This is a genomic window from Cohnella hashimotonis (assembly GCF_030014955.1).
GTDB lineage: Bacteria > Bacillota > Bacilli > Paenibacillales > Paenibacillaceae > Cohnella > Cohnella hashimotonis.
The window spans coordinates 4,106,055-4,124,916 of the sequence record NZ_JAGRPV010000001.1 but is presented as its reverse complement, the minus strand read 5'-3'; the positions used below and the strand labels follow the sequence as shown (position 1 = coordinate 4,124,916).

19 protein-coding genes and 1 other RNA gene are annotated in these 18,862 nt (G+C 61.0%); all 20 read left to right on the top strand.

Translation table 11 applies throughout. The features are described from left to right. Positions 1–24: 24 nt before the first annotated feature. The gene (cdd, locus tag KB449_RS16685; protein WP_282909451.1) at positions 25–474 is read left to right on the top strand and encodes a cytidine deaminase; all 450 of its coding nucleotides are present in this window, start codon (positions 25–27) and stop codon (positions 472–474) included. Next, complete coding sequence (era, locus tag KB449_RS16680) at positions 471–1,376, top strand: GTPase Era (protein WP_282909450.1); 906 nt, start codon at positions 471–473, stop codon at positions 1,374–1,376. The genes cdd and era overlap by 4 nt, the downstream gene beginning before the upstream one ends. 139 nt (positions 1,377–1,515) lie before the next feature. After that, on the top strand, positions 1,516–1,668 hold the full coding sequence (locus tag KB449_RS16675) for a YqzL family protein (RefSeq protein WP_282909449.1): 153 nt from the start codon (positions 1,516–1,518) through the stop codon (positions 1,666–1,668). Positions 1,669–1,761: 93 nt separating this feature from the next. After that, on the top strand, positions 1,762–2,526 hold the full coding sequence (recO, locus tag KB449_RS16670; protein WP_282909448.1) for a DNA repair protein RecO: 765 nt from the start codon (positions 1,762–1,764) through the stop codon (positions 2,524–2,526). 139 nt (positions 2,527–2,665) lie between these two features. Next, positions 2,666–3,586, top strand: a complete 921-nt coding sequence (locus KB449_RS16665; protein ID WP_282909447.1) for a prenyltransferase — start codon at positions 2,666–2,668, stop codon at positions 3,584–3,586. Between the two features lie 22 nt (positions 3,587–3,608). Beyond that, on the top strand, positions 3,609–4,337 hold the full coding sequence (locus tag KB449_RS16660; RefSeq protein WP_282909446.1) for a DUF6081 family protein: 729 nt from the start codon (positions 3,609–3,611) through the stop codon (positions 4,335–4,337). A gap of 388 nt (positions 4,338–4,725) precedes the next feature. Next, complete coding sequence (glyQ, locus tag KB449_RS16655) at positions 4,726–5,613, top strand: glycine--tRNA ligase subunit alpha (protein ID WP_282909445.1); 888 nt, start codon at positions 4,726–4,728, stop codon at positions 5,611–5,613. Next, on the top strand, positions 5,606–7,693 hold the full coding sequence (gene glyS, locus KB449_RS16650) for a glycine--tRNA ligase subunit beta (protein ID WP_282909444.1): 2,088 nt from the start codon (positions 5,606–5,608) through the stop codon (positions 7,691–7,693). The genes glyQ and glyS overlap by 8 nt, the downstream gene beginning before the upstream one ends. 41 nt (positions 7,694–7,734) lie before the next feature. Further along, positions 7,735–8,541: a pyruvate, water dikinase regulatory protein gene (locus KB449_RS16645; RefSeq protein ID WP_282909443.1), complete on the top strand. Its 807-nt coding sequence runs from the start codon at positions 7,735–7,737 to the stop codon at positions 8,539–8,541. A 165-nt stretch (positions 8,542–8,706) separates the two neighbouring features. Continuing rightward, positions 8,707–9,177: a YaiI/YqxD family protein gene (locus KB449_RS16640; RefSeq protein ID WP_282909442.1), complete on the top strand. Its 471-nt coding sequence runs from the start codon at positions 8,707–8,709 to the stop codon at positions 9,175–9,177. A 48-nt stretch (positions 9,178–9,225) separates the two neighbouring features. Continuing rightward, on the top strand, positions 9,226–11,052 hold the full coding sequence (dnaG, locus tag KB449_RS16635; RefSeq protein WP_282909441.1) for a DNA primase: 1,827 nt from the start codon (positions 9,226–9,228) through the stop codon (positions 11,050–11,052). A gap of 31 nt (positions 11,053–11,083) precedes the next feature. Further along, entirely contained in the window at positions 11,084–12,220 is a 1,137-nt protein-coding gene (gene rpoD, locus KB449_RS16630; RefSeq protein ID WP_282909440.1) for an RNA polymerase sigma factor RpoD, read from the top strand. Positions 12,221–12,325: 105 nt separating this feature from the next. Continuing rightward, positions 12,326–13,159, top strand: coding sequence for a hypothetical protein (locus KB449_RS16625; RefSeq protein ID WP_282909439.1), 834 nt, complete (start codon positions 12,326–12,328; stop codon positions 13,157–13,159). Continuing rightward, positions 13,156–13,977, top strand: coding sequence for a tRNA (adenine(22)-N(1))-methyltransferase (locus tag KB449_RS16620; protein ID WP_282909438.1), 822 nt, complete (start codon positions 13,156–13,158; stop codon positions 13,975–13,977). The genes KB449_RS16625 and KB449_RS16620 overlap by 4 nt, the downstream gene beginning before the upstream one ends. Next, complete coding sequence (locus KB449_RS16615) at positions 13,944–15,059, top strand: Nif3-like dinuclear metal center hexameric protein (RefSeq protein WP_282909437.1); 1,116 nt, start codon at positions 13,944–13,946, stop codon at positions 15,057–15,059. Before KB449_RS16620 ends, KB449_RS16615 begins: the two co-directional genes overlap by 34 nt. A gap of 87 nt (positions 15,060–15,146) precedes the next feature. Further along, positions 15,147–15,558: RNase P RNA component class A (gene rnpB, locus KB449_RS16610), an RNA gene on the top strand. A gap of 57 nt (positions 15,559–15,615) precedes the next feature. Continuing rightward, positions 15,616–16,113, top strand: a complete 498-nt coding sequence (locus tag KB449_RS16605) for a Fur family transcriptional regulator (protein ID WP_434082511.1) — start codon at positions 15,616–15,618, stop codon at positions 16,111–16,113. A 169-nt stretch (positions 16,114–16,282) separates the two neighbouring features. Beyond that, a complete protein-coding gene (locus tag KB449_RS16600) occupies positions 16,283–16,993 on the top strand; it encodes a metal ABC transporter ATP-binding protein (protein WP_282909436.1) in 711 nt (236 codons plus the stop codon). Next, a complete protein-coding gene (locus KB449_RS16595) occupies positions 16,936–17,868 on the top strand; it encodes a metal ABC transporter permease (RefSeq protein ID WP_282909435.1) in 933 nt (310 codons plus the stop codon). Before KB449_RS16600 ends, KB449_RS16595 begins: the two co-directional genes overlap by 58 nt. Further along, positions 17,865–18,821 (top strand): metal ABC transporter substrate-binding protein, encoded by a 957-nt coding sequence (locus tag KB449_RS16590; RefSeq protein ID WP_282909434.1) that lies wholly within the window; start codon positions 17,865–17,867, stop codon positions 18,819–18,821. Before KB449_RS16595 ends, KB449_RS16590 begins: the two co-directional genes overlap by 4 nt. The last annotated feature ends 41 nt before the right edge of the window (positions 18,822–18,862 follow it).

The following is an 18,862-nucleotide window of genomic DNA, read 5'->3' as shown; positions in this document are numbered from 1 at the left end:
AAAGACCGATTCGGAGGATGACAGATGGGGGACATCAATATAGAGGCGATCGGCTGGACGCCGCAGCAGCTGCTGGCGGAGGCGGCCAAGGCGATGGAGAAGGCTTACGTGCCTTATTCGGGCTTCAGGGTCGGCGCGGCGCTGGTCGATGGCACCGGCGCGGTCCATTACGGCTGCAACATCGAGAACGCGGCATACAGCCCCGGCAACTGCGCGGAGCGCACGGCGCTGTTCCGCGCGATCGCGGACGGCCATGCGCCGGGCAGCTTCCGGGCCATTGCGGTGACGGGCCGGACCGACGCGCCGATCACGCCTTGCGGCGTCTGCCGGCAGGTGCTCGTCGAGCTTGGCGGACCGGACATGCCGGTCATTATGGGCAATACTAACGGAGACGTATCGATTATGACGGTCGCCGAGCTGCTGCCCGGCGCATTTACGCCGGCGAGGCTGGCGGAGGGAAGGAACGCAGAATGAGCGAGACAAAAGGAAAATTCAAGTCGGGCTTCGTCGCCATCGTCGGCAGGCCGAACGTAGGCAAGTCGACGCTGATGAACCAAGTGATCGGCCAGAAGATCGCCATCATGAGCGACAAACCGCAGACGACCCGCAACAAGATTCACGGCGTCTATACGACGGAAGACAAACAGATCGTGTTTCTCGATACGCCGGGCATTCACAAGTCGAATTCCAAGCTCGGAGATTTCATGGTCAAGTCGGCGCTCGGGGCGCTCGAAGAGGTCGAAGCGATCCTGTTCCTGACCGATGTATCGGAGGAACTAGGCGGCGGCGACCGCTTTATTATCGAGCAGCTCAAAAAGGTGAATACGCCCGTCTTCCTCGTGCTGAACAAAATCGACAAGGTGCAGCCCGAAGCGCTGCTTCCGATCATCGACAAATACAGCAAGCTCCATAGCTTCACCGAGGTCGTGCCCGTATCGGCCCGCGACGGCAACAACGTGAATACGCTCCTCGAGCAGATCGGCAGATACCTGCCAGACGGTCCGATGTATTATCCCGCCGACCAGATCACGGATCATCCCGAGCAGTTCATCTGCGCGGAGCTCATCCGCGAGAAGATCCTGCAGACGACTTGCGAGGAGATCCCGCATTCTATCGCCGTCGAGATCGAGAGCATGGGAACCGGGGATAACGGCGTCGTGAACATCGGCGCGGTCATCTACGTGGAGCGGCCTTCGCAAAAGGGCATTATCATCGGCAAAAACGGCGCCGCGCTCAAAGAGGTCGGAAAACGCGCGAGACACGATATGGAGAGATTGCTGGGGTCCAAGATTTTCCTGGAGCTTTGGGTTAAGGTCAAGGAAGATTGGCGCAACCGGGAGTCGGTGCTGAAGACGCTTGGCTTCCGGCACGACTAGAACCCGTAAGCTTGGCCGTCTTGGCGGAATCCCGGGCTTAACGGACAAATGTTGTCAGGCATACCCGCACGGCGACGGTGGCATTCTAACGGTGGCGATTTGGGAAGATTTCATTTCCACCGGGGAGGATGTGGGCGCTATGCGGGACTTCACGTGGCACGTGTTTACGCAGACCGGCGATATCGAAGCCTACCTGCTTTACAAGGAAATGATTCAGCCCGGAGCCGCCGGCCTGGCGTCGGAAGAACCGGCTCCAGAGGGCGAAAGGGAAGAGAGCGGAGCGGGAGCCTAAGTCGTCTCGACCGGCTTCGGCACGCGCTCGTCGCGCACCTTTACATGGCGCGCGACCCGGCCCTGCAGGGGCGACAGAAACGGGGAGAGGCCGTTGCTTTATCGGACGGAAGGCATCGTCATCCGCAGTATCGATCACGGAGAAGGCAACAAGATCGTCACGATCCTGTCGCCGTCTATTGGCAAGCAGGGCATCGTCATCCGCGGCGCCCGCAAACCGAAAAGCCGTTACGCATCGCTCGCCCAGCTGTTTACGCTCGGCGATTTTTCCTTTTACAAGGGCGGCGGTCTCGGCAGTCTGAACAGCGGCGAGATTATCGATTCGTATAGAGGGCTCAGAGAAGGATTGGATCAAGCCGCCTATGCCTCTTACCTGGTCGAATTGTGCGACCGCGCCATTCAGGACGAGGATGCGGGCGCGTTCCTTTATCATCAGCTGCATGCAGGATTAACCGCGATATCGGAAGGCAAGGATCCTCGTATTGTCGCGCGGCTGTTCGAGATGAAAATTGCGGCGATCGCGGGCTATGCGCCGATGCTGGACGCCTGCGCCAACTGCGGGCGGGAGGACGGGACTTTTTATTTCAGCGCCGCCGGAGGCGGTGCATTATGCGCGTTATGCCGTCACCGCGATCCGAGGGCGATGGAGCTGGAGGACGGCGTATGGAAGCTGCTCCGCGTCTTTTCGGCGATGGATATGCGAAGACTGGGCAACATTGCCGTGAAGGAGTCGACGGCCAAGCAGCTGGAGACGGTCATGCGCCGTTGGTTCGATCACCATATGGCGCTCAATCTGAAGTCCCGGCATTTTTTGGATCAGTGGGAGCGGGGCGAAGATTTTTTCAAACCGGTACCCTGATTCGACAAAGTGTGCTATACTATCGTAAGTAACATACGCGATGCAAGTCAAGATACGGGTTCGCTGGATTCGGGCAGATCGGCGAAGCCGTTTTCTTATGCGCAATTTGCCCAATAGACTTGGAAAGGATGCTGCTCGGATGGACGTATTCAAACGGTTCATGAAGGCTTCGCGCATGCGCGTCATACCGGTCATGCTCATGCCCGTCGCGCTCGGGGCGCTCGGCGCCTATGTGTGGGACGGAGAATTCGACATATGGCTGCTGCTGCTCACGCTGATCGGCTCGGGCGCGGCTCATCTGTTTTCGAATATGATCAACGACCTCTGGGATTATAAAAACGGCACGGACGAAGCTGCGAAAAATACGGCGGACGCGATCGGCACGAATTCGGGCTATTTGACGAACGGCGTATGGAGCATGCGCACGTTTGCCGCGGTCACTTGGGGATTGTTCGCGATCGCCGCCGCAAGCGGCGTTGCACTGGCTTTCCTTTCCGGCATTTGGGCGTTTGTCTTCGGGGCGTTGGGCGGACTCATCGCCTATTTCTACGTAGCGCCGCCGATCCGTTTCGGCTACCGGGGCAAGGGCTATAGCGAGATCGCGATTTTGCTCGCTTTTGGCGTGCTGCCGGTGCTCGGCTCCTACTATGTACAGACGTCCACGTTCGATTACAGGGCGATCCTGCTGTCGCTTCCGATCGGTCTGCTTACGACGCTGATTTTGTTTAACCATCACTTTCTTCATTGGCAGGCGGACCGGGCCGCGGGTAAGCGTACGTTGGTCGTCGTTTGGGGCGAACGCCGCGCCTTGCAATTTTCCAGGCTGCTGCTCGGTCTCGCGGCACTGTCGCTGATCGCGGCGGCGTTCGCGGGCGCATTGCCCGTTTATGCGCTCGTCGGTCTGATCACCGCGATTCCGCTGTATCTGACTTACGGCCGCCTGCAGGATCAGAACAGCTCGCGGGCGTATTTGCCGCTGATGGGCGCTTCCGTGCGCGCCGCCAATCGCTGCGGCTCCGTTCTTATCGTATGTCTGATTGTTCAGGGCCTCATCCAATAAAATGACGGGAAGTGACGCTTCAATGGAAAAGCAGCTGGTATTCGGTGATTTTCACCGCATTCTCTCCGAAGGCGAGACATGGAAAATCGGCGGGTTCCCGCTACCTGACGGCACGTTCTGGGAGTACCGGGAGCCCGACGCGGTCGTCATCGTCCGCAACGGCATTCTTTATGTGCGAGCGCCCCTCAGCCGCAGCCACGACCGCATTCAGATTTTGGACAATGCGAAGCATATGTATTATTCGGTAGACGAGGTCGTCGTGCCGGAAAACGGCGAGGTCAGCTTCGAGCTCGACATCCGCGCGCGCAGCACCGGCACGGCGCCTGGCGATCTGTACGACGGCTACGTGTCGCTCAATCTGCTCGATTTCACGACGGGCGCGGCACTCGACTTTTTCGCCGGCAACGACAAGTACGCCTCCGTCTACGCGGTGCTGCCGTTCCCGGGCGTCGAGGTGCCGAAGTCGGACAAGACCCGGTTTTTCTGCGTGTTCCAGGAGGATACGAATTTTAAGGCGCGCGAATTTAATACGTACAAGATCGTGTACAATCGCGCGGAGAACGAGGTCGTCTTTTACCTCAACGGAACCGAGGTGCGGCGCGAGCGGGACGTGCCGGTTAAAATGAACCGCTTTACGATCGCGCTCGGAATCATGACCGAGAAGGATCTGTCGCCGGAGGGCAGCGTGTCGGTGCACGGCCAGACCGTCATTGCGGAGTATTCGCCGGTGAAAGTCACGATCCGGGAGTAGTCGCCGTTATTTGACATGCCGAGCGTCCATCGGCTAAAATGTTGCATATCGATGACATGCGTCTCGTTGAAGGAGAGAGTAGCCGGTTGCCTGTCGGCAGCTGCAAGCGAGCCGGGGGCGGTGAGAGCCCGGCGCGACGAATCGGCGAAGGGCGCTCCGGAGAGAACGGCCATCACAAGAGCGGGCAAACGAAGTTACGCGAGGGCGATCCGGATCGGACGGATTCAGCCTGCTCGGCGTCGCTTCGGGCGTCAAGTAGGGTGGAACCGCGGGATTTAAGCTCCCGTCCCTATGTCTGCGCGGCAGACGTGGGACGGGAGTTTTTTGCCTTGTTCCGGCGCCGCGGAAATAGCGGATTCGATCCCAAATTTACGAAGGAGTGGCGGACTTGAATTTTCAGCAGATGACATTGACGCTGCAGCAATTTTGGGCGGAGCAGGACTGCATCGTCGTCCAGCCGTACGACACCGAAAAGGGCGCGGGCACGATGAACCCGATGACGTTCCTGCGCACGATCGGCCCGGAGCCGTGGAACGTCGCGTATGTGGAGCCTTCCCGCCGTCCGGCGGACGGACGCTATGGCGAAAATCCGAACCGGCTGTACCAGCATCACCAATTTCAGGTCATCATGAAGCCTTCGCCGGACAACATCCAGGAGCTGTACCTCGAGAGCCTGAGACGGCTCGGCATCGACCCGCTGCAGCACGACATCCGATTCGTCGAGGACAACTGGGAATCGCCGACGCTCGGCGCCTGGGGCCTGGGCTGGGAGGTGTGGCTGGACGGCATGGAGATTACGCAGTTCACGTACTTCCAGCAGGTCGGCGGCATCGACTGCCACCCGGTTGCCGTCGAGATCACGTATGGCATGGAGCGTCTTGCGTCCTACATCCAGGACAAAGAGAACGTATTTGACCTGGAGTGGGTGAACGGCGTTTCCTACGGCGACGTGTTCAAGCATCCCGAATACGAGCATTCCAAGTATACGTTCGAGGTTTCGGACGTCGCGATGCTGTTCAATCTGTTCTCGACCTACGAGGCCGAGGCGAAGCGCGCGATGGACGAGAATCTCGTATTTCCGGCTTACGACTACGTGCTCAAATGCTCCCATACGTTCAACCTGCTCGACGCCCGCGGGGCGATCAGCGTCACCGAGCGTACGGGCTATATCGCAAGAGTGCGCAATCTGGCGCGCTCGGTCGCCGCGACGTTCCTGCAGGAGCGCGAGCGGCTCGGATTCCCGCTGCTGAAGAAGGAGGCGAACGACAATGCCTAAGGATCTGCTGCTCGAGATCGGACTCGAGGAAGTGCCCGCGCGGTTCGTGCGCGGCGCGATGGAACAACTCAAGGACAAGACCGAAAAATGGCTCGAAGCGAGCCGTCTTGCGCACGAAGGCGTGACCGCCTACGCGACGCCGCGCCGGCTGGCCGTCATCGTGAACGGCTTGGCCGACCGCCAGGAGGACGTCAGCGAAGAAGTCAAAGGACCGGCGCGCAAGATCGCGCTGGACGAGAGCGGCGCATGGACGAAGGCCGCGCTCGGCTTCGCCCGCAGTAACGCGGTGGAGCCCGAGGCGCTGTTCTTCAAGGAACTCGGCGGCGTCGAGTACGTCTACGCCAATAAATCCAGCATCGGCGTCGAGACGGCCGGCCTGCTGCCCGAGGCGCTGCCCGCGATCGTCACGTCGATGACGTTCCCGAAAAACATGCGTTGGGGCGCGTACGATCTACGCTTTGTGCGTCCGATCCGATGGCTCGTGGCTCTGCATGGCGAAGCGGTCGTGCCGTTTACGATCACGGACGTCGAAACCGGGCGCACGACGCGCGGACATCGCTTCCTCGGCGTAGACGCGGAGATCGCCGATCCGTCCGAGTATGTGGCCAAGCTTCGCGAGCAGCACGTCATCGCCGACGTGGAGGAGCGCCGCGAGACGATCTTGTCGCAGCTCGGCGAGCTGGCGGAGTCTCGCGGCTGGGAGATCGCGATCAAGGACGATCTGCTCGAAGAGGTGCTCTTCCTGGTCGAGACGCCGACCGCGCTGTCGGGCTCGTTCGATCCGGCCTTCCTCGACATCCCGCAGGAGGTGCTGATCACGTCGATGCGCGAGCATCAACGCTACTTCCCGGTGCTGGACGCGCAGGGCAAGCTGCAGCCGCACTTCGTCACCGTGCGCAACGGAGACGCGGCTTCGCTGGCCAACGTCGCGAAGGGCAACGAAAAGGTGCTGCGCGCGCGGCTGTCGGACGCGAAATTTTTCTACGCCGAAGATCAAAAGGGACGCATCGACGCCTTCCTGAAAAAGCTGGAGAGCATCGTCTACCACGAGGAGCTCGGCACGGTCGCCGACAAGGTGCGCCGCATTCGCGTGACCGCCGACAAGCTCGCCGCGCTGCTTAGGGCCGACGATACGGTGCGCACGCAGGCCGCGCGAGCCGCGGACATTTGCAAGTTCGACCTGGTGACGCAGATGGTGTACGAATTTCCCGAGCTCCAGGGCATCATGGGCGAAGACTACGCGCTTAAGTTCGGCGAGGAGCCTGCGGTCGCCAAGGCGATCAACGAGCACTATTCGCCGCGCAACGCGTCGGATAATCCGCCGGCTTCGCTCGTAGGCGCGATCGTGGGCATCGCCGACAAGCTCGATACGATCGTCGGCTGCTTCCTGATCGGCATTATCCCGACGGGCTCCCAGGATCCGTACGCGCTTCGCCGCCAGGCCGCGGGCATCGTGTCCACGCTGCTGGCGCACGGACTTGAGCTCAAGCTGTCGGACCTGTTCAAGCTGTCCCTCGACGTGTACGCCGCCGCGGGCCTCGGCAAGCGCGAAGCGTTCGAAGCGTCGCGGGACTTGAGCGAATTTTTCGCGCTGCGGGTAAAGAACGTATTGACGGAGCAGCAGATCCGCTACGACGTCACCGACGCGGTGCTCGGCGCGGGCTGCGACGACGTCCGCCGCACGGTGCTGCGCGCGCAGGCGCTGCAGGCCGCTGCCGGCGGCGACGACCGCGAGACGTTCCGTCCCGCGGCGGAGGCGTTCGGACGCGTCGCGAATCTCGCGGCGAAGGGCGGGGATTCGCGCCAGGTGGACGCGTCGCTGTTCGCGGACCCCGCCGAAGGCGCGCTGTACGAAGCGTGGATGAACGCGCACGGCAAGATTTTGACCGCGACGGCCGAGGCAAGACTGTCCGAGGCGTTGGCGGCGCTGTCCGCGCTAAGCGAACCGATCGCCGCGTTTTTCGAAGCGGTCATGGTCATGGCCGACGACGAGGCGATCCGCCGCAACCGGCTGGCGCTGCTCGGGCTGATCGCGGACGACGTGCGCGGCTTCGCGGACTTCGCCAAGCTCGCGGGCTGATCCTGGCCGCGCCGCCAGCCAATCGAACGGAGGGAAGCACCATGGAAGCAACAAGCATAACCGTCTACGTCGTCTCCGATTCCGCCGGCGATACCGGAGAGCTCGCTGTACGAGCCGCCGCGGCGCAATTTCACCCGCTCAAGGTGCAGATCCGCCGGGCCGGCTTCATCCAGCGGGAGGCGGCGATCGACGCCGTGCTCGAGGCGGCGCAGAGCGAGCGGGCCGTCGTGCTGTATACGCTGGTCATCGACGCTCTCCGCGCGTACATGGCCTCGGAGTCGGCACGGCGCGGCATCTCGGCGATCGATTTGCTCGGTCCGCTTATCGACCAGATGGAGCAGCGCTTCGGCTGCCAGTCCCGGCACGAGCCGGGACTGAACCATGTGCTCGACGCCGGCTATTTCCGCAAGGTCGAAGCGGTCGAGTTCGCCGTCCGCTACGACGATGCCCGCGACGTGACCGGCGTCAGCAAGGCGGATATCGTGCTGACAGGCGTCTCCCGCACGTCGAAGACGCCGCTGTCCATGGTGCTCGCGCACCGGACGTACAAGGTCGCGAACGTGCCGCTCGTGCCGGAGCTGACGCCGCCGCGGGAGCTGTTCCTCGTGCCGAAGGCCAAGGTTTTCGGTCTGACGATTCGGCCGGACGCGCTGAACGCGATCCGCGTCGAGCGCCTTAAAGCGCTGGGGCTGCCGAACACGGCCTCTTACGCGACGGCGGAGCGGATTCAGCAGGAGCTCGAATACGCGCACGGCATTATGAAAAAGCTCGGCTGCGTGATCATCGACGTGTCGAACAAGGCGGTCGAGGAGACGGCCAGCCTGATTATGGAGCAGTTGGAAAAATAGCTGAGTTTCGACAAAATCGGCGCACAACCGGCTCGCCTCTAAGGCGGCTGGTTGTTGCTTTCTTACGGGAACGAGACCTGAAATTTTGGGCAGCAGGAAGGATTTATCGTCCCGGTAGCGTATATAATAGGGACTCACAACATAATCGATGAGCGGTGGTGTCGAATGCTGCAACATCCGGTCCGGGTCGTCGTCGACGCGGACGCCTGCCCGGTGAAGCCGGAGATCGCCGCATGCGTGAGAGCCGCGGGTACAAGAGCCCTCCTCGTCTCTTCGCATGCGCACGTGCTCCATGCCGAGGAGGGCGTCGACGTCGTGACGGTGGACGCCAGCGACCAGTCGGCGGATCTTTACATTGCCAACGCGCTGAAGGCTTCCGACATTCTCGTCACCGGCGATTACGGTCTGGCCGCGCTCGGCCTGGCGCGCGGGGCGGCGGTGCTGACGCCCCGCGGCAAGATGATCGGCGAGGACGATATCGACGGACTGCTCGCGCAGCGTCATTTTTCCGCCAAACAGCGGCGCGGCGGCATGCGGACGCGAGGACCCAAGCCTTTCACGGACGAGGACCGCGACCGCTTTCAACAAAAACTGACATTGCTGCTTCGAAAGTTGCAGGAGAATTCGTTCGCTTAGCGAATTGTATTACGTGCCGAAATTGAACGGCAGAGCGGATGGCTTAATATGAATAACGGCATGATTCCACAAGAGACGATCGACGAGGTTCTTCGGCGGTACGACATTGCGGAGACCGTCGGTCGTTACGTTCAGTTGTCCAGAAACGGCAAGTATCTGAAGGGGCTGTGCCCGTTCCATTCCGAGCGCACGCCTTCCTTTACGGTCACGCCCGAGAAACAGATTTTTCATTGCTACGGCTGCGGCAAGGGCGGGAACGTCGTCAAGTTCGTCATGGAGATCGAAAACGAGACGTTCCCCGAAGCGATCAGGAGCATGTGCGAGGAAGCGGGCATTCCGATTTCCTGGCAGGCCCCCGAAGGCGAGCAGTCCGAGCGCCAGAAGGAACGCTCCGTCATGACGGAAGCGCACGCCTACGCGGCGAAGTTCTATCACGCCGTGCTGCGCAACACCGCGGCGGGCACCGGAGCGATGAACTATCTCCGGGACCGCGGCATGACGGACAAGCTGATCGAGGAGTTCGGGCTTGGTTACGCGCCGGCCCGATGGGACACGCTGACGCAGGCGCTGGACAAGAAAGGCTACGATCTGTCCGAGATGGACCGGGGCGGTCTGCTTTCCAGACGGCACGAGGGCGAGGGCTTCGTGGACCGCTTTCGCGATCGCGTCATGTTTCCAATCCATGACGGCGACGGCAAGATCATCGCGTTCGCGGGAAGGTTAATGTCGGATGGCCAGCCCAAGTATCTCAATTCGCCCGAGTCGCCGCTGTTCAGCAAGAGCCGGACGCTGTACAGGTTCCATGCGGCGAAGGGCACGATCCGCAAGACAAGGCAGGTCGTGCTGCTCGAGGGCTACATGGACGTCATCAAGGCCTGGTCGGCAGGGGTGCACAACGGCGTCGCGACGATGGGGACCGCGCTCACCGGCGAGCATGCTTCCTTGCTGAAGCGCTATGCGGACGAGGCGATCGTCTGTTACGACGGGGACGATGCGGGAATGGCCGCGGCGAGCAAGAGCATCCCGCTTCTGGAGAATGCCGGCTTCAGAGTGCGGGTAGGCGTGCTGCCCGGCAAGATGGACCCGGACGAATACATCTCGGCATATGGCGCCGAAGCTTATATGCGGGAGATCGTAGAAGGCGCGGTGTCCGCCCTCAAATTTCAGCTCATCTATTTGAGGAAGTCCCATATACTGCTAGAAGAAGACGGGAAGCTCCGGTACCTCGAAGACGCCATCAAGCTCGTAGCCCGTCGCGAATCGGCTACCGAACGCGAATTGATGCTCAAGGAGCTGGCGCAGGAGTTCGGGGCATCGACGGACAGTTTGAAGCAGGACGTATTCAAGATCAGGCAGCAGGAGAAATTGGGAACGGCTGGGGATATTCCGGGCGGATCGTGGAATAATGAATGGAATGATAACCGAAGTTCGGCCAAGCTTCCCAAGGTATCCGTCGACTATGTCAAGGCCGAGCAGTATCTTCTCTCGTGGATGCTGCAGGACGGCGAGACGGCGGGAATCGTCCAGGAACGGTTGGGCGATCGCTTCCATGTGGAGGATCACGCGGCAATCGCTGCTTATCTATATGCCTACTACGCGCATGGCAACCCTCCTGACATAGGACGATTTATCGCGACGCTGCAGGACGACCGGCTAGAGCGCGCGACCAGCGCCATCGCGCTGATCGAAGTGCCCTTCGGAGAGCGGGAACTTGCCGATTGCATGCGGACGGTCGAACGTCAGGTGACCAAAAAGGACGATTTGCAGAGCTTGTACGAGGAAATGAATCGAGCGGAGCGTACCGGTGATCCATTGCGCGCCGCGCAAATATTGACAGAGATTATCGCCCTGGAGAGACGGCAGAAGGAAAGCTGAAGCCGCCGCTGCAGGGAGGAGGGAGTCGGAAATGGCGAACGATCAACACACCGGACTCGAGACGGAGAGCTCGCTGGAGCAGGTCAAATCGCTGCTCATCGAACAAGGCAAGAAAAAGGGCGGACTGACCTATAAAGACATCATGGAGAAGCTGTCTCCGTTCGACCAGGACGCCGAGCAAATCGACGATTTCTTCGAGCAGCTGGCCGATCACGGCATCGAGGTCGTTAACGATCACGACGAGATCGGAGGCGGCCGCGACCGCGAGCGCGAAGACGAAGAACGCGACGAATTCAATTTCGACGACGATCTGTCGCTTCCGCCCGGCATCAAGATCAACGATCCGGTTCGCATGTACTTGAAGGAAATCGGACGCGTGCCGCTTCTCGGCGCAGACGACGAGGTCGAGCTGGCCAAGAAGATCGAGATCGGCGGCGAAGGCGGCGAGGAAGCCAAGAAGCGACTGGCCGAAGCGAACCTGCGTCTGGTCGTCAGCATCGCGAAGCGGTATGTCGGCAGAGGCATGCTGTTCCTCGACCTGATTCAAGAGGGCAATATGGGTCTGCTCAAGGCCGTCGAGAAGTTCGACCATACGAAGGGTTACAAATTCAGTACGTACGCCACCTGGTGGATTCGCCAAGCAATCACGCGGGCGATTGCCGACCAGGCGCGGACGATCCGGATTCCCGTGCATATGGTGGAGACGATCAACAAGCTGATCCGCGTGTCGCGGCAGCTGCTTCAGGAGCTGGGACGCGAGCCGGCGCCCGAAGAGATCGCGGAACAGATGGAACTAAGCGTAGACAAAGTTCGCGAGATCATGAAGATCGCGCAGGAGCCGGTATCGCTCGAGACGCCGATCGGCGAAGAGGACGACTCTCACCTGGGCGACTTCATCGAAGATCAGGAGGCGCTCGCGCCGGCGGATGCGGCGGCTTACGAGCTGCTGAAGGAACAGTTGGAGGACGTGCTGGACACGCTGACCGAACGCGAGGAGAACGTGCTCAGGCTGCGATTCGGCCTCGACGACGGCCGTACCCGTACGCTGGAGGAAGTCGGCAAAGTATTCGGAGTTACGCGCGAGCGGATCCGGCAGATCGAAGCCAAGGCGCTTCGCAAGCTTCGCCATCCGAGCCGCAGCAAGCGTCTGAAGGACTTCCTGGAATAAGCGCCGAACGCCGGACTGCGTTCATGCAGAGGACCTTGCGCCGATTCATGGGCAGCAAGGTCCTCTTGGCATCCGGGAAGCTACGTAGCGAGAGGAGCTATCGACATGCCTCCATTGGATGAGGACAAGAGGAAATGGGTCGTGCGGGAAATCGAATCCTGGCGCAGGGCGAAGATGCTGCCCGAACAGTATTGCGACTTCCTGCTTAATTTGTATTTGGACGATCTGTCGGTCCGGCCCAAAAGCGCGGCGGGCGAAAAGCTGCGTCAAATCGGTCAGGCTTCCGGAAAACAATGGTTGTATGTCATTGGCATATTTTCCTTGATCTGCCTTGTTGTCCTTCATTTTAGCGCGTTTCCGCTGGCATTGCAAATAGCGGTCGCGGTCATCGGCACCGGGGGGCTCGTCGGCCTCGGCTCGCGCTACAGGGAACGGTTGCCCGCTCGCGGCCTGGCGCTGCTTAGCACCGGAATGCTGCTGCTGCCGGCTGCCGGCACGGCCATCCTCTATGTTCAGGGCTGGATGGACGGGCCCGGATTGTTCGTGCTGCTGCTCGCAAGCGCCCTCATCTGGATCGTGTGCGGCATCGCCGAGCGCTTCGCGGTGCTGCACTGGCTCGGCTGGATGGGCGTGATCGCCCTCTATGCGTCGGTACTGACTCGCCAGGTGCCGGATCCGAGCTGGCTCGAGGTGCAGGTGTTCTGGGTGCCGGCGGCGCTGCTGTTCGCCTGGCTCAGCTGGTTTTCGCACGTGAAGTTTAAATCGACCGGCGCCGTGCTGTTTGCGACGGCGCTCATTCTATGGTTTATGCCTGAAGTATATTCGGCGCTGTTCGGCGTGGATCGGAACTGGATTCAAGTTGAGCTGCTCGTTAAAATCGCGCTTGTCGGCACGCTTATGTTTCGGCTGCGCAGACAATGGATGGAATGGGTTGCATGAGCATGAATGAAAATAACGGCAAGCTATCGATAGAAGCGCCGAAGCTGTCGAAGCGTCTCTACGCGCTCGCGGGTCTCGTGAAGCAAGGCGCGCGCTTCGCGGACATCGGCACCGATCACGCGCTGCTGCCCGTGCACCTGGCGCTCGCCGGCACGATCGCCTATGCGGTCGCCGGCGACGTGAACAAAGGCCCGGCCGAGGCGGCCAGACGGCAGGTACGTGCTGCCGGAGTCGGTGACATCGTGTCGGTCCGCCATGGCGACGGCTTGTCCGTGCTTGCGCCGGATGAAGTGGATACGGTCTGCATCGCTGGCATGGGGGGCAGTCTGATGGTGCGTTTGCTGGAGGAAGCGGGCGAGGCGCTGTCCGGCGTGACGACGCTTATCCTGTCGCCGCATGTGGCCGAGGATCAGGTGCGGCGCTGGCTCGAGAACAATCGCTACGTGCTTGAGCTCGAGCGTCTTGTCGAAGAAGACGGCGAGATTTATACGCTGCTGCGGGCGGAGCGTGCCGCAAGCGCAGCGGAGTCAGACGCGAGACACAAGGAACTGTACGATCCGGCGCTGCTCGGCGCCGGCTGCAAGGCGGTCCCGTCCGGCTTGCTGTACGAGATGGGGCCGCTACTGCTCCGTTCGCCGGACGAAGCTTTTATGGCCAAGTGGCGCGGCGAGCTGGCGAAGCGGGAGCGAATCGCGCAAGGGATGAAGCAATCGGACGCCGCGGACACGCGGGCCAAGCTTGAAGCATGGACGCGTACGACGGCCGAGATCGAGGAGGTGTTGGCATGCTTGCGAGGGGAGAGACGATCGCCCAGTTGATGGAGCGGCTCGCGCCGAAGCACTTTGCGGTCGAAGGGGACAAAATCGGCCTGCAGGTCGGTTCGCTGCGCAAAGAGATCAAGCGCGTGCTGGTGACGCTCGACGTCAATACGGACGTCGTGCGGGAAGCGGCAGGTTTGGGCGCGGAGCTCATCGTCGCCCATCATCCGGTCATTTATCGGCCGCTCGCCCATTTGCAGACGGATACGCCTGCAGGCGCGTTGGCCGCAGAGCTGATCAGGCGGGATATCGCCGTCTACGTGTCGCATACGAACCTGGACACGGCCGAGGGCGGTCTTAACGATTGGATGGCGGAGGCACTAGGCCTCGATGGCCGCGAAGTGCTGGAGGAGGTCCACACGGACAAGCTGTACAAGCTGGCCGTATTCGTGCCGCGCACGCATGGCGAGGCTGTCCGCGACGCGATGTTCCGCGCGGGCGGCGGATGGATCGGCAATTACAGCCACTGCAGCTTTAACGTGGAGGGCATCGGCACCTTCATGCCGCGGGAGGGAAGCGATCCGTTCATCGGCGAAAAAGGAAAGCTGGCGACCGCCGAGGAGACGCGCATCGAGATCATCGTTCCCGAGAGCGCGCGGAAGGCCGTCGTGCAGGCGATGCTGAAGGCGCATCCGTACGAGGAGGTCGCCTACGATCTGTACGGCGTCGACTTGAAAGGCCGCTCGTTCGGGCTTGGGCGTGTCGGCAAGCTGCCCGCGTCCATGCCGCTGGACGACTTCGCGGAGCTCGTCAAGGAGCGGCTCGGCATGCCTTTCGTCCGCGTCGTCGGAGACGGCGCGCGGCAGGTGCGCAAGATTGCCGTGCTGGGCGGCTCGGGCCGCAGCTATATCAAGCGGGCTATGTTTATGGGGGCCGACGTGCTCGTCACCGGCGACATCGACTTCCATTCGGCGCAGGACGCCGAAGCGGGCGGGCTTGCGATCGTCGACCCGGGTCATTACGCAGAGAAGATCATGCGTCCCAAGACCGCGCAATGGCTGCGTGAGCGTCTGGCGGAGAAAGGCTATGCCACGGAAGTGTTCGCCTCCGAGGTGCACACGGATCCTTTTAGGCTGAAGTAGCCCCGCTCGCGTTCAATCTCTCGACGGTGGATGCGTCTGCCATTGTGTATCGGCGCGATATTGGTTATACTTATCGGTGCATATCGGAAAGTTCGACAGACAATCGCTGGCGGCTTCGCGCCGCGAGAGGAAAGTCCGGGCTCCGCAGGGCAGGATGCTGGATAACGTCCAGTCGGCGCGAGCCGAAGGATAGTGCCACAGAAATGGACCGCCGATGGCCGCGACTTGTCGCGGATCAGGCAAGGGTGGAACCGTGGTGTAAGAGACCACGAGGAGCACTGGCGACTTTGCTCCTGGTAAACCCCATCCGGAGCAAGACCGAAGAGGAACGCAGCGGCCTAGAGCCGCGGCCCTTGCCCGGGGCGCGTTCGGGTTGGTCGCTCGAGCCGTGCGGCAACGTACGGCCTAGATAGATGATTGTCGCTTCCATCCGTGGGAGGACCGCCAGGTCCGTCTTACCACCGGAAGTACAGAACCCGGCTTACGTTGCGCTTTCCGATTATGCGCTAATGAATCCGTCCTTGCTTTTTACATAAAGGATAGGAGGTCGACACAGGTGAGCGTGCACGAGCACAACGAAGCATGCGGTCATGACGAAGATTCGGATCGCGAAGCCGCGACTGTCCAAGAGATGGTGTCCATGATGAGCAGGGCCGGATGGCGCATTACCGACCAACGCCGGACGCTTGCCCGCATTTTCGCCGATACCGAGGGCTATTTGTCTCCGAAGGACGTATACGATCAGCTCTCCGTGAAGTATCCGAGCGTCAGCTTTAATACCGTATATCGCAATCTCCGGATGCTCAGCGATATGGGCGTGCTGGAGCAATTTTATTTTATGGACGGCGGGCTCAAGTTCAGGGCGAATTGCGCCAAGCACCACCATCACCACCTCATCTGCACCAATTGCGAGAAGACGCTGTCGTTCGATTATTGTCCGATGAAGGAAGATCTGGAGCTGCCCGGCAGCTATCGCGTGCTGAGCCACCGTTTTGAGATTTACGGCGTATGCGAGGAATGCCAGCAGGAAGGCGCCAAGACGATCGCCCGTTAACCGTCGTAGCAAGAATGCGTGTTGACGCGGTTTCGGCCTACTGCTATATTGTTAAAGTGTAATTGTTACGGATAAAAGATGAATAGGATTCCGAAGCCGGCTGAAAAGCGGGCTTTCGTTATGCGATAAAAGCGTAACTTTTACGATAAAGGACGAGGAGGAGATAGCTATGGCGCTCGTAGCGATGGAGCAGGTCGTGTTCGGATACGACGATGTACCGAGTCTGGAGGATGTGAATCTTGAGATTGGCGCAGGCGAATTCGTCGCCGTAACCGGACCGAACGGCGCATCCAAGACGACGCTGCTCCGACTCATGATGGGCCTGCTGGCCCCTTGGAAAGGCAAGATCAGTCTGGCCGCCAGAGGCACTGGCGGCGGCAAGCTGACGATCGGTTACGTTCCGCAGCAGATCGCTGCGTTCAACAGCGGGTTTCCGAGCAGCATTCTGGAGTTCGTGCGCTCCGGCCGATATACCAAAGGCTCTTGGCTTAGAAGAATGAATGCCCGGGATCATGAGCAGACGGAGCTGGCGCTTAAGCAGGTAGGGATGTGGCATCTGCGGCACCGCAAGATCGGCGAGCTGTCCGGCGGCCAGAAGCAGCGGATCTGTATCGCGCGGGCGCTCGCGATGGAGCCGGATCTGCTCGTACTGGACGAACCGACGACCGGTATGGACCGGGAGAGCCGGTTCGGTTTTTATGAACTGATGAAGACGCAGACGGAGCAGTACGGGCGCACCGTCGTCATGGTCACGCACGGCTTGGACGAAGTATCGCCTTATTTGGACCGAATCGTCGAGCTGGAACGGAAGGAGGATGGCAAGTGGAGATGCTGCACTACGACTTCATGCAGAGGGCATTTCTCGCCGGCGCGCTCATAGCGCTCGTCGCGTCCGCGCTCGGCGTCTACCTGATGCTTCGCCGGCAGGCGCTGATGGCCGACATGCTCTCGCACGTCTCTCTCGCGGGCATCGCCGCCGGCGCATATCTCCACTGGAATCCCACCCTTACCGGATTTGCCATCGCGATCGTCGGCGCTGTCGCCGTCGAATACGTTCGCCGTTCGTACAAGACGTACAGCGAGATCTCCGTCGCCATCATAATGGTCGGCGGGCTGTCCAGCGCGGTGATCATCATGAACCTGAACCAGAGCGTGAACAAAAGCTTCTCGTCCTACTTGTTCGGCTCGGTCGTAGCCGTCAACCGCACCGAGCTGATCCTCATGCTGGTCGTATCGGCGCTGGCCGCGCTGTTCTTCATCTTAATGCGGCGTCCGCTGTACCAGATGACGTTCGACGAAGATACGGCCAAGACGTCCGGGCTGCCGGTTCATTGGCTGTCGCTTGCGTTCAGCGTCGTCACCGGGATGATCGTCGCCGCGGCGATGCCGATCGTCGGCGTGCTGCTCGTCTCTTCGCTCGTCGTCCTGCCTGCGGCGCTCGCCATCCGGCTTGCTTCCAGCTTCGCGATGGCGATCGGTCTGTCGATGGCGTTCGGCCTCGGCGGCGTATGGTCCGGACTGGCCGCCTCCTATGCCTTCAGCACGCCGCCCGGCGCGACGATCGCGCTCATTCTGCTTGCGATCCTGCTCGTCGGCATCGGGCTGAAGAAGGGGGCGCTTCGCGCGGCGAAGCGCAAGAGCAGGCTTGGCCGCGCCGGATCCGTCGATGCGCCGGATTCGCCGTACGAAGCGGCACGCTTCAGCAGTACGGCGCGCGTCGCCGATGCTCTCGATAAGGGGGAATCGCGAGGATGAAGGCAATGCTGGCCAAGGCGGCACTGACGTCGCTGGCCCTATCGACGCTGCTTGCAGGCTGCGGCTCGCACGGCGCGGCCAACACGGCCTCGAAGGCGGATCCCAATTCGGGCTCGCAGCACAAGCTTAAGGTGGCGGCCAGTTTTTATCCCATGTACGAATTCGCCAGGCAGATCGCCGGCGACCTCGCCGATGTGACCCTGATGGTGCCGGGCGGCGTGGAGCCTCACGATTGGGAGCCGACGCCCAAGGATATGGCGCTGCTGTCCAAGGCAGACGTTTTTGTGTACAACGGTATCGTGGAAGGCTGGGCCGGGCAGGCGATCTCAAGCGCGGGAAGCGGGCAACGCGTCGACGTTGAAGCTTCTGCCGGGCTTGTGCTCGAAGCGGGCGGCGGCGAAGAAGCGCCGGACCGCGCCGAGCATGCCGGCATGGACCCGCACGTATGGCTCAGTCCCGTGCTGGCGCAGCGGGAAGTCGAGCGCATCCGGGACGGCTTGTCGAAGGCAGATCCGGGGCACAGCGGCGACTACGAAGCGAATGCCGAAGCTTATATGGACAAGCTGCAGCAGCTGGATGCAGACTTCCGCGCGGCGCTGGGTCAAGCGAAGCGCAAGACATTCGTGACGCAGCATGCCGCATTCGGCTATTTGGCCCGCGAGTATGGACTGACGCAGCTGCCGATCTCGGGACTGTCTCCGGATCAGGAGCCTACGCCTGCGCAGATGGCTTCCGTTGTCAAGGAGATCAAGTTGCTCGGCATCTCTACGATCTTTTTCGAGGAGCTTGTCGACCCGAAGATCGCGGAGACGATCGCGAGCGAGACGGGCGCGAAGACGGATGTGCTCAATCCGATCGAAGGGCTGACGAAGGACGACAAGGAGCGGGGCCTCGATTACATCGGAATGATGAAACAAAATTTATCCGCGATCGAGAAATCGTTAAATACATGACAAGCGTTAAGCGTTATGAACTCTGTAGCCGAGCCCCGGCC

Coding starts and splice junctions, on each gene's coding strand:
- KB449_RS16675 (WP_282909449.1), top strand. CDS start 1,516: ATGCGGGACTTCACGTGGCACGTGTTTACGCAGACCGGCGATATCGAA.
- KB449_RS16620 (WP_282909438.1), top strand. CDS start 13,156: ATGAGCATGAATGAAAATAACGGCAAGCTATCGATAGAAGCGCCGAAG.
- KB449_RS16660 (WP_282909446.1), top strand. CDS start 3,609: ATGGAAAAGCAGCTGGTATTCGGTGATTTTCACCGCATTCTCTCCGAA.
- KB449_RS16615 (WP_282909437.1), top strand. CDS start 13,944: ATGCTTGCGAGGGGAGAGACGATCGCCCAGTTGATGGAGCGGCTCGCG.
- dnaG (WP_282909441.1), top strand. CDS start 9,226: ATGAATAACGGCATGATTCCACAAGAGACGATCGACGAGGTTCTTCGG.
- KB449_RS16645 (WP_282909443.1), top strand. CDS start 7,735: ATGGAAGCAACAAGCATAACCGTCTACGTCGTCTCCGATTCCGCCGGC.
- KB449_RS16640 (WP_282909442.1), top strand. CDS start 8,707: ATGCTGCAACATCCGGTCCGGGTCGTCGTCGACGCGGACGCCTGCCCG.
- glyS (WP_282909444.1), top strand. CDS start 5,606: ATGCCTAAGGATCTGCTGCTCGAGATCGGACTCGAGGAAGTGCCCGCG.
- KB449_RS16600 (WP_282909436.1), top strand. CDS start 16,283: ATGGCGCTCGTAGCGATGGAGCAGGTCGTGTTCGGATACGACGATGTA.
- rpoD (WP_282909440.1), top strand. CDS start 11,084: ATGGCGAACGATCAACACACCGGACTCGAGACGGAGAGCTCGCTGGAG.
- cdd (WP_282909451.1), top strand. CDS start 25: ATGGGGGACATCAATATAGAGGCGATCGGCTGGACGCCGCAGCAGCTG.
- era (WP_282909450.1), top strand. CDS start 471: ATGAGCGAGACAAAAGGAAAATTCAAGTCGGGCTTCGTCGCCATCGTC.
- KB449_RS16625 (WP_282909439.1), top strand. CDS start 12,326: ATGCCTCCATTGGATGAGGACAAGAGGAAATGGGTCGTGCGGGAAATC.
- KB449_RS16590 (WP_282909434.1), top strand. CDS start 17,865: ATGAAGGCAATGCTGGCCAAGGCGGCACTGACGTCGCTGGCCCTATCG.
- KB449_RS16665 (WP_282909447.1), top strand. CDS start 2,666: ATGGACGTATTCAAACGGTTCATGAAGGCTTCGCGCATGCGCGTCATA.